General features: G+C 53.4%; 9 protein-coding genes and 1 riboswitch. Of the genes, 7 read left to right on the forward strand and 2 right to left on the reverse strand.

Going from position 1 to position 10,587, the window contains the following annotated elements; all coding sequences use genetic code 11:
* The first annotated feature begins 1 nt into the window (after window position 1).
* The 3 genes from argB to oxyR all read left to right on the forward strand — a co-directional run bounded on the left by argB (window position 2) and on the right by oxyR (window position 3,473).
* Entirely contained in the window at window positions 2–778 is a 777-nt protein-coding gene (gene argB / locus J4645_RS20685; RefSeq protein WP_086776771.1) for an acetylglutamate kinase, read from the forward strand.
* 117 nt (window positions 779–895) lie between these two features.
* Window positions 896–2,272 carry an argininosuccinate lyase gene (argH, locus tag J4645_RS20690; RefSeq protein WP_001230054.1) on the forward strand — a complete coding sequence of 459 codons (1,377 nt, stop codon included), beginning with the start codon at window positions 896–898 and terminating at the stop codon, window positions 2,270–2,272.
* A 283-nt stretch (window positions 2,273–2,555) separates the two neighbouring features.
* On the forward strand, window positions 2,556–3,473 hold the full coding sequence (oxyR, locus tag J4645_RS20695; protein WP_001025919.1) for a DNA-binding transcriptional regulator OxyR: 918 nt from the start codon (window positions 2,556–2,558) through the stop codon (window positions 3,471–3,473).
* On the opposite strand, the gene sthA is transcribed toward oxyR, so the two are convergent.
* Window positions 3,456–4,856 carry a Si-specific NAD(P)(+) transhydrogenase gene (gene sthA, locus J4645_RS20700; RefSeq protein WP_001120791.1) on the reverse strand — a complete coding sequence of 467 codons (1,401 nt, stop codon included), beginning with the start codon at window positions 4,854–4,856 and terminating at the stop codon, window positions 3,456–3,458. The genes oxyR and sthA overlap by 18 nt on opposite strands.
* Window positions 4,857–5,054: 198 nt before the next feature.
* Between sthA and fabR the strand changes: the two genes are divergently transcribed.
* Entirely contained in the window at window positions 5,055–5,690 is a 636-nt protein-coding gene (gene fabR / locus J4645_RS20705) for an HTH-type transcriptional repressor FabR (RefSeq protein WP_000971958.1), read from the forward strand.
* Window positions 5,691–5,705: 15 nt separating this feature from the next.
* Entirely contained in the window at window positions 5,706–6,065 is a 360-nt protein-coding gene (locus tag J4645_RS20710) for a YijD family membrane protein (RefSeq protein WP_000813838.1), read from the forward strand.
* Between the two features lie 46 nt (window positions 6,066–6,111).
* Here the strand turns inward: J4645_RS20710 and trmA are convergent, their stop codons facing one another.
* The gene (trmA, locus tag J4645_RS20715; RefSeq protein ID WP_023197536.1) at window positions 6,112–7,212 is read right to left on the reverse strand and encodes a tRNA (uridine(54)-C5)-methyltransferase TrmA; all 1,101 of its coding nucleotides are present in this window, start codon (window positions 7,210–7,212) and stop codon (window positions 6,112–6,114) included.
* Between the two features lie 114 nt (window positions 7,213–7,326).
* Window positions 7,327–7,520: riboswitch (cobalamin riboswitch) on the forward strand.
* Window positions 7,521–7,585: 65 nt separating this feature from the next.
* Here trmA and btuB point away from each other — a divergent pair.
* Window positions 7,586–9,430 carry a TonB-dependent vitamin B12 receptor BtuB gene (gene btuB / locus J4645_RS20720; protein ID WP_023214545.1) on the forward strand — a complete coding sequence of 615 codons (1,845 nt, stop codon included), beginning with the start codon at window positions 7,586–7,588 and terminating at the stop codon, window positions 9,428–9,430.
* Window positions 9,375–10,226, forward strand: a complete 852-nt coding sequence (gene murI, locus J4645_RS20725; protein ID WP_000201804.1) for a glutamate racemase — start codon at window positions 9,375–9,377, stop codon at window positions 10,224–10,226. The genes btuB and murI overlap by 56 nt, the downstream gene beginning before the upstream one ends.
* Window positions 10,227–10,587 lie beyond the last annotated feature (361 nt).

Genomic DNA, 10,587 nt, shown 5'->3' on the forward strand with positions numbered 1-10,587 from the left:
AATGATGAATCCATTAATTATCAAGCTGGGTGGCGTATTACTGGATAGCGAAGAGGCTCTGGAACGTCTTTTTACCGCGCTGGTCAACTATCGTGAGTCCCATCAGCGTCCGCTGGTGATTGTTCACGGCGGCGGTTGCGTGGTGGATGAGCTGATGAAAGGGCTTAATTTGCCAGTGAAAAAGAAAGACGGCCTGCGCGTGACGCCTGCCGATCAGATTGGCATCATTACCGGCGCGCTGGCGGGAACCGCTAACAAAACTCTGCTGGCCTGGGCGAAGAAACACCATATCGCCTCTGTTGGTCTGTTTCTGGGCGATGGCGACAGCGTAAAAGTGACCCAACTCGATGAAGCTTTAGGCCACGTCGGGCTGGCACAGCCGGGGTCGCCGAAGCTGATTAACATGCTGCTGGAAAATGGCTTTCTGCCGGTGGTCAGCTCCATTGGCGTAACAGACGACGGCCAACTGATGAACGTCAACGCCGATCAGGCGGCAACCGCGCTGGCGGCGACGCTGGGGGCCGATCTGATCCTGCTTTCTGACGTGAGCGGTATTCTGGACGGCAAAGGCCAGCGTATCGCCGAAATGACGGCGTCCAAAGCCGAGCAGCTTATCGACCAGGGCATTATTACCGACGGGATGATTGTGAAAGTGAATGCGGCCCTCGATGCTGCGCGGGCGCTGGGTCGCCCTGTGGATATCGCTTCCTGGCGTCATGCGGAGCAACTGCCGGCGCTGTTTAACGGCACGCCGATTGGCACGCGTATTCTGGCTTAACTATTTGTTCGCCCGATGGCGGCTGCGCCTTATCGGGCCTACGTGAACAGAAATTATAGGCCGGATAAGCGTAGCGCCATCCGGCAGTGAAATTCGAAGAATTTAAGGAAGTCTATTATGGCACTTTGGGGTGGGCGTTTTACACAGGCGGCAGACCAGCGGTTTAAACAATTCAATGATTCGTTGCGCTTCGATTACCGTCTGGCGGAGCAGGATATTGTCGGTTCTGTGGCCTGGTCCAAAGCATTGGTCACGGTAGGCGTACTGACTGCCGATGAGCAACGACAGTTGGAAGAAGCGCTGAACGTGCTGCTGGAAGAGGTTCGCGCGAATCCGCAGCAAATCCTGCAAAGCGATGCGGAAGATATCCATAGCTGGGTGGAAGGTAAGCTCATCGACAAAGTGGGTCAGTTGGGTAAAAAGCTGCACACCGGACGCAGCCGTAACGATCAGGTGGCGACGGACCTGAAACTGTGGTGCAAAGAGACGGTGAGGGAACTGCTTACCGCTAACCGCCAGCTACAGAGCGCGCTGGTGGAAACCGCGCAGGCGAACCAGGACGCGGTAATGCCGGGATATACCCATCTGCAACGCGCGCAGCCGGTGACTTTCGCCCACTGGTGTCTCGCGTATGTCGAAATGCTGGCGCGCGATGAAAGCCGCCTGCAGGACACGCTTAAACGTCTGGACGTGAGTCCTCTAGGCTGCGGCGCGTTGGCGGGAACGGCCTATGAAATTGACCGTGAACAATTGGCAGGCTGGCTGGGCTTTACGTCTGCGACCCGCAACAGCCTGGACAGCGTGTCCGATCGTGACCACGTACTGGAACTGCTTTCTGATGCGGCTATCGGCATGGTGCATCTGTCACGCTTCGCGGAAGATCTGATTTTCTTTAATTCTGGTGAAGCGGGTTTTGTAGAGCTTTCTGACCGCGTGACTTCCGGTTCATCGTTAATGCCGCAGAAGAAAAACCCGGACGCGCTGGAGCTGATTCGCGGTAAGTGCGGTCGCGTACAAGGGGCACTAACCGGCATGATGATGACCTTAAAAGGTTTGCCGCTGGCGTATAACAAAGATATGCAGGAAGACAAAGAAGGGCTGTTCGATGCGCTCGATACCTGGCTTGACTGCCTGCATATGGCGGCGTTGGTGTTGGACGGTATTCAGGTGAAACGCCCACGTTGTCAGGACGCGGCGCAACAGGGATATGCCAACGCCACGGAGCTGGCGGATTACCTGGTCGCGAAAGGCGTGCCGTTCCGCGAAGCGCACCATATTGTCGGCGAAGCGGTGGTAGAAGCCATTCGCCAGGGTAAGCCGCTGGAAGCGTTGCCGCTGGCCGATTTACAGAAATTCAGCCGCGTGATTGGCGATGATGTGTATCCGATATTGTCTTTGCAGTCGTGTCTGGATAAACGGGCGGCAAAAGGCGGCGTTTCTCCGCAGCAGGTGGCGCAGGCCATCGACGATGCCAGGGCGCGCCTCGCGTTGTAGGCCTTATAAGCGTAGCGCTATCAGGTAATACTGCCCGGCCGAGCATCAGCGACGCCGGGCTTTTTTACGCAAAAAAAAGCGGACCAGAGGTCCGCAAAAGTTCACGTTGGCTTTAGTTATTTCGGGTTCGAGAGATACCCTCTGAACGGGCGGTGTCTTCAAGGGTTAAACGAGAAACCGCTCCGTTCTGTGATGTATTATTAATCAGAAAGGTTGATAGGGATAATCGTTCATTGCTATGCTACCTATCGCCATGAACTATCGTGGCGACGGAGGATGAATAATGAATATTCGTGATCTTGAATATCTGGTGGCGTTAGCCGAACATCGCCATTTCCGGCGAGCGGCGGACTCCTGTCACGTCAGCCAGCCAACCCTTAGTGGGCAAATACGTAAGCTGGAAGATGAGCTGGGCGTTATGCTGCTGGAGCGTACGAGCCGTAAGGTGCTGTTTACCCAGGCGGGCTTACTGCTGGTGGATCAGGCGCGTACCGTACTGCGTGAGGTCAAGGTGCTCAAGGAGATGGCAAGCCAACAAGGCGAGACGATGTCCGGCCCGCTGCATATTGGTTTAATCCCAACGATTGGTCCCTATTTGCTGCCGCTTATCATTCCAATGTTGCACCAGACTTTCCCGAAGCTGGAAATGTATCTGCATGAGGCGCAAACGCATCAATTGTTAGCGCAACTCGATAGCGGCAAGCTTGACTGCGCTATTCTGGCGCTGGTGAAAGAGAGCGAGGCGTTTATCGAAGTGCCGCTGTTTGATGAGCCCATGATGCTGGCTATTTATGAGGATCATCCGTGGGCGAATCGCGATCGCGTGCCGATGTCCGACCTGGCGGGCGAGAAATTGCTGATGCTGGAAGATGGCCACTGTCTGCGCGATCAGGCGATGGGGTTCTGTTTTGAAGCGGGAGCGGATGAAGATACCCATTTCCGGGCGACCAGTCTGGAAACGCTGCGCAACATGGTGGCGGCGGGCAGTGGTATTACACTACTCCCCGCGCTGGCCGTACCGCAGGAGCGTAAGCGCGACGGCGTGGTTTATCTGCCATGCATTAAGCCGGAGCCGCGTCGTACCGTGGGGCTGGTTTATCGCCCGGGATCGCCGCTGCGTAGCCGTTATGAGCAACTGGCAGAGGCCATCCGTGGCGCAATGGATGGCCATTTCGACAAGGCGTTAAAACAGGCGGTTTAAGCCGTTCAACGCCGCAACCCGATAAGCTTCCGCCATGGTTGGGTAGTTAAAGGTGGTGTTAACGAAGTATTCGATGGTGTTACCGCCACCTTTCTGCTCCATGATCGCCTGGCCGATATGAATAATTTCGGCGGCGCGTTCGCCAAAGCAGTGAATCCCCAGAATTTCTTTGGTTTCGCGGTGGAAGAGAATTTTTAGCGTGCCGACGTTCATGCCGACGATTTGCGCTCGCGCCAGATGCTTAAACTGCGCGCGGCCCACTTCGTAAGGCACTTTCATTGCCGTTAACTGCTGCTCGGTTTTGCCGACAGAACTGATTTCCGGAATGGTATAAATCCCGGTGGGGATATCTTCGATAAGATGTGCGGTCGCTTCGCCTTTCACCAGCGCCTGCGCTGCAATACGCCCCTGATCGTAGGCGGCGGAGGCCAGACTGGGATAGCCAATCACGTCGCCCACCGCATAGACGTGCGGCAGGGCGGTCTGGTACATACTGTTGACTTTGAGCTGTCCACGGCTGTCTGTTTCCAGACCAATATTCTCCAGCGCCAGCGAATCGGTGTTACCGGTACGGCCATTAGCATAGAGCAGGCAGTCAGCCTTCAGTTTTTTACCGGATTTCAGGTGCATGATGACGCCATCATCGCAGCCTTCGATTTTCTCATACTCTTCATTGTGGCGAATAACCACGCCGCTATTCCAGAAATGGTAAGAGAGAGAGTCGGACATCTCCTGATCGAGAAAGGCCAGCAGGCGATCGCGGGTGTTGATCAGATCCACTTTCACATCCATACCGCGGAAGATGGACGCATATTCGCAGCCGATAACGCCGGCGCCGTAAATAATAACGTGGCGCGGTTCATGGTGGAGACTCAGGATTGAGTCGCTGTCATAAATGCGCGGATGCGAGAAATCCACATCACTGGGATGGTAAGGACGCGAACCACAGGCAATAACAAATTTTTCTGCCGTCAGGGTTTCAACCGTGCCGTCATGGCATTCCAGCGCCAGGGTATGTTCGTCAATAAAATGGGCGTTGCCCTGCAAGATTTCACAGTGGTTACGCTCATAAAACCCCTGACGCATACGCGTTTGTTGATTAATCACGTTATCGGCATGATTAAGGATATCGGCGAAAGAAGAACGAAGAAGACGGGAGTGGTCGCTATAGAGCGGGTTTTGATTAAATTCAATAATGCGGCTGACGGCGTGGCGAAGGGCTTTGGATGGAATGGTGCCCCAGTGGGTACATCCGCCGCCAACGTTATGATAACGCTCAATCACCGCGACGCGTGCTCCTTGCTTAACCAGACCCATTGCAGCGCCTTCACCGCCGGGGCCTGACCCTATGACGACTGCATCATAATCCCAGGAATGTGGCATGGTATTACTCACCTGTTTTTATACATAAAATAAACACGATGATAACATTTGCCCAGCTTTAACCCAATTATCGTTGTGCTTTTTTGCGAAGCCGGAGCACAAACTGTCTGTAAACAATCATTCACAATCCAGTGTGAACCCGTTACTTTTATTCTCTGGTATAGTGCCGAATAAGGCATATGGAAGGATTCAGACATTGTGATGGGTGTTAGAGCGCAACAAAAAGAAAAAACCCGGCGTTCGCTGGTGGAAGCCGCATTCAGCCAACTGAGCGCTGAGCGGAGTTTCGCCAGCCTGAGTTTGCGTGAAGTGGCGCGTGAAGCAGGCATTGCGCCAACGTCGTTTTACCGTCATTTTCGCGATGTCGATGAACTCGGTCTGACGATGGTGGATGAAAGCGGTCTGATGCTGCGTCAGTTGATGCGTCAGGCGCGACAGCGCATCGCGAAAGGCGGCAGCGTCATTCGCACGTCGGTCTCCACATTTATGGAGTTTATCGGCAACAACCCCAACGCCTTCCGTCTGTTGTTGCGCGAGCGTTCCGGCACTTCAGCGGCGTTTCGTGCCGCCGTCGCGCGGGAGATTCAGCATTTTATTGCGGAACTTGCCGACTATCTGGAACTCGAAAACCATATGCCGCGCGCGTTTACTGAAGCCCAGGCCGAAGCGATGGTGACTATTGTTTTTAGCGCGGGCGCAGAGGCGTTGGACATCGGCGCTGAACAGCGTCGGCAATTAGAAGAGCGGCTGGTATTGCAACTGCGCATGATTGCGAAAGGGGCGTATTACTGGTATCGCCGTGAGCAAGAGAAAATAGCACATCATTCCGAATAACGTGAAGGACGAGTAATGAAACAGTCAGGTCAAGATAAAGGTACGCTGTTGCTGGCGCTCATCGCTGGCTTATCGATTAACGGCACATTCGCGGCGCTGTTTAGCGCTATTGTGCCGTTCTCCGTATTCCCGGTTATCTCGCTGGTGCTGACGGTATATTGTCTGCATCAGCGCTACCAAAATCGTACTATGCCGGTAGGTTTGCCGGGGTTGGCCGCCGCCTGTTTCATTCTTGGCGTTTTACTGTATAGCACCGTCGTGCGTGCAGAATATCCGGATATTGGCTCTAATTTCTTCCCGGCGGTGCTGTCGGTGATTCTGGTATTCTGGATTGGCTTTAAGCTGCGTAACCGCAAGCAGGACACCGCGGAATAGCGTGCGAATGCCGGATGGCGGTATAACCGGCCATCCGACGTACATTTTACCTTGCGGTGAGTAATACCCCGCATTCCATATGATGTGTATACGGGAACTGATCGAATAGCGCCAGGCGAGACACCGTGTGCGTCTGGCTTAACGTTTCCAGGTTTTTGCACAACGTTTCCGGATTGCAGGAAATGTACAGAATACGTGGATAAGCCTGCACCATTTTCTCCGTTTCGCTGTCCAGACCGCTGCGCGGCGGATCGACAAAAATGGTTTCGCACTGATAGCGCTTCAGATCGATCCCCTGCAGGCGGTTAAACTCACGAACGCCATTCATCGCCTGGGTAAACTCTTCCGCCGCCATGCGAATAATTTGCACATTATCAATATGATTAGCGGTAATATTGTACTGTGCGGCAGCGACGGACGGTTTGGCGATTTCGGTTGCCAGCACGCGGTCAAAATTGCGCGCCAGCGCTAAAGAAAAATTGCCGTTGCCGCAATACAACTCAAGCAGATCGCCTTTTGAGTCTTTCGTCACCTCCAGCGCCCACTCTAACATCTGAATATTCATGGCGGCGTTTGGCTGCGTAAAGCTGTTTTCGACCTGGCGGTAGATCATCTCTTTACCTGCCACAGGCAGACGCTCATCAATATAATCCTGATCCAATTCGATTTTAGTTTTAGTGGCCCGGCCAATCAGGTGTACGTTCAGACCTTGCGCGCGTAAAGCATCGCGTAACGCAGTGGCGGCTTTACGCCACTCTTCGTCCAGCTTCTTATGGTACAGCAACGACACTACCGCCTGGTTGCTCAAGGTCGTGAGATAATCGATCTGGAACAGCTTATGCCGCAGTGCATGATTATCGCGCACGCCGGCAATCATCGCCTTCATTAAGGTATTAATCAGTTGGCTGGCCGCCGGGAAGGTGTCAACGCGAATCCGGCTTTTGGTCTGCTGATCAAACATAATGTGGTACAGGTCATCGCCGTCATGCCACAGCCGAAATTCCGCACGCATACGATAGTGACTGACCGGCGAGCGAAATACTTCCGGAACCAGGCCAGAAAACGGCGCCATCATACTCTGCAAGCGCGCCACTTTTTCGGCCAGCTGCGCCTCATACTGTTCTGTCGGAAGATGTTCGGGGGTCATATCGCATCCTGAATAATAAAAGTACGCGGGGATTGTAGGGATTGCTCAGTGGATGTCCAGCTATTGATGATTTCTGATTTGTGATGCGCGGTCTGGACAGGGTGTTGTGACAGACGGTAGCATCCGTGGGCCGGTCCTGTGAGTTAATAGGGAATCCAGTGAAAATCTGGAGCTGACGCGCAGCGGTAAGGAAAGGTGAGATGAGAGCGTAAGCAGACACTGCCTCCGGCGGGAAGTCATCATTTCTGCTATCCAGCCAACGGATAACCCTCCAAGCCCGAAGACCTGCCGGCTAACGTCGCATCTGGTTTTTCATCATCGCGTACTATCGATGAAGCCTGCGGCATCCTTCTTATATTGTGGATGCTTTACAATGATTAAAAAAGCTACGCTGCTGACGGCGTTCTCCGTCACGGCCTTTTCCGCTTGGGCGCAGGACACTAGCCCGGATACCCTGGTTGTCACCGCCAACCGTTTTCAGCAGCCGCGCAGCGCGGTTCTGGCGCCCGTTACCATCGTGACGCGTCAGGATATTGAACGCTGGCAATCGACCTCCGTAAATGATGTTCTGCGCCGTTTGCCTGGCGTCGATATTGCGCAGAGCGGCGGCGCCGGACAAAACTCCTCCATTTTCATTCGCGGCACCAACTCCAGCCATGTACTGGTATTGATTGACGGCGTGCGTCTGAATTTAGCAGGCGTGAGCGGGTCCGCCGATCTCAGCCAGTTCCCGGTGTCGCTGGTACAGCGCATTGAATATATTCGCGGTCCGCGCTCCGCTATTTATGGTTCCGATGCTATCGGCGGCGTAGTGAATATCATTACGACGCGCGATAACCCAGGCACAGAATTAACCGCTGGGTGGGGAAGCAATAGCTACCAGAATTACGACATCTCGACGCAACAGCAACTTGGCGAAAACACGCGGGCGACGTTGATCGGCGATTACGAATACACCAAAGGGTTTGACGTGGTAGCGAAAGGCGGTACCGGGATGCAGGCGCAGCCTGACCGGGACGGCTTTTTGAGTAAAACGCTTTATGGCGCGTTAGAGCATACCTTTTCTGAGCGCTGGAGCGGATTCGTGCGTGGTTATGGCTACGATAACCGTACCGATTACGACGCCTATTACTCGCCGGGCTCGCCGCTGATTGATACACGCAAACTTTATAGCCAAAGCTGGGACGCCGGGCTGCGCTTTAATGGCGAACGTATTCAGTCTCAGCTGGTTTCAAACTATAGCCACAGTAAAGATTACAACTATGATCCGCACTATGGCCGGTATGATACCTCCGCCACGCTGGATGAGATGAAACAGTACAATGTTCAATGGACCAACAGTGTGGTCGTGGGGCACGGTAATGTTGGGGCGGGCGTAGACTGGCAGAAACAGACTACCACGCCAGGTACCGGCTATGTGCCCGAGGGATATGACCAGCGTAATACTGGGGTTTACCTGACAGGATTACAACAATTGGGTGACTTCACTCTGGAAGCGGCGGCGCGCAGTGATGACAACTCCCAGTTTGGTCGTCATGGTACATGGCAAACCAGCGCGGGATGGGAGTTTATAGAAGGTTATCGCTTTATTGCCTCCTACGGAACCTCCTACAAAGCGCCTAATTTGGGCCAACTGTATGGTTATTATGGTAATCCGAACCTGAATCCTGAAAAGAGTAAACAGTGGGAAGGCGCATTTGAAGGGCTAACCGCTGGCGTCAGCTGGCGTATTTCAGGTTATCGTAACGATATTAATGACATGATCGATTATGACGATCATCTGCAAAAATATTACAACGAAGGCAAGGCGCGCATTAAAGGTATTGAGGCGACGGCGAATTTCGATACCGGACCGTTAACGCATACGGTCAGTTATGATTACGTTGATGCGCGTAATGCGATTACTGATACGCCATTACCCCGGCGTTCCAAACAGATGGCAAAATATCAACTTGACTGGGACGTTTACGATTTTGACTGGGGGGTGACATATCAATACCTTGGTTCCCGCTATGATTCGGACTACTCCGCTTACCCATACCGGACGGTAAAAATGGGCGGCGTCAGTTTATGGGATCTTACGGTTGCATATCCGGTCACCTCACACCTTACAGTTCGTGGTAAAATAGCCAACCTGTTCGACAAAGATTACGAGACAGTTTATGGCTACCAAACTGCAGGACGAGAATACACCTTGTCTGGCAGCTACACCTTCTGAACCACGTCCCACCGTGCTGGTATTTGATTCCGGCGTCGGTGGATTGTCGGTCTATGATGAGATTCGGCGGCTCCTGCCGGATCTCCACTATATATATGCTTTCGATAACGTGGCTTTCCCCTACGGGGAAAAGAGCGAAACGTTTATCGTCGAGCGCGTTGTCGAGATTGTGACTGCGGTACAGCAGCGCTATCCCCTTTCACTGGCGGTGATTGCCTGCAATACCGCCAGTACGGTCTCACTTCCCGCATTACGTGAAAAGTTTGCCTTCCCGGTGGTGGGCGTTGTGCCTGCGATTAAACCAGCGGCGCGGCTGACCGCCAATGGCGTCGTCGGGCTACTGGCGACGAGAGCGACGGTCAAACGTCCTTATACTCACGAGCTGATTGCGCGCTTCGCCAATGAATGTCAGATAGCGATGTTGGGGTCGGCAGAACTGGTGGAACTGGCGGAAGCTAAATTACATGGCGATTCGGTATCGCTGGAAGAGCTGCGCCGCATATTACGCCCATGGCTACGAATGCCGGAGCCGCCTGACACGGTCGTTCTGGGGTGTACGCATTTCCCTCTATTACGGGACGAGCTTTTGCAAGTCCTGCCCGAAGGGACGCGGTTAGTGGATTCCGGCGCGGCGATAGCGCGTCGTACAGCCTGGCTGTTGGAACATGAAGCGCCGGATGCGAAATCAACCGATGCCAATATTGCTTATTGCATGGCAATGACGCCAGGAGCTGAACAATTATTACCCGTTTTACAGCGTTATGGCTTTGAAACGCTCGAAAAACTGGCGGTTTAATGGCGTTTTGGGTAAATACCAGGCACTTGAGAAATTATTTTAAATTTCCTCTTGTCAGGCAGAAATAACTCCCTATAATGCGCCACCACTGACACGGAACAACGGCACACAGGCCGCCGGGTCAGCGGGGTTCAGACCAGAACCTCACGGAGAAAAGCGAAAATAAACGCTTGACTCTGAAGCGGGAAAGCGTAATATGCACACCCCGCGCCGATGAGAAAAAGCGAAGCGGCACTGCTCTTTAACAATTTATCAGACAATCTGTGTGGGCACTCGAAGATACGGATTCTTGACGTCGCAAGACGAAAAATGAATACCAAGTCTCAAGAGTGAACACGTAATTCATTACGAAGTTTAATTC

The sequence above is a fragment of the Salmonella sp. 32082101201600294FB01SM01 genome, assembly GCF_017572865.1.
Lineage (GTDB): Bacteria > Pseudomonadota > Gammaproteobacteria > Enterobacterales > Enterobacteriaceae > Salmonella > Salmonella enterica.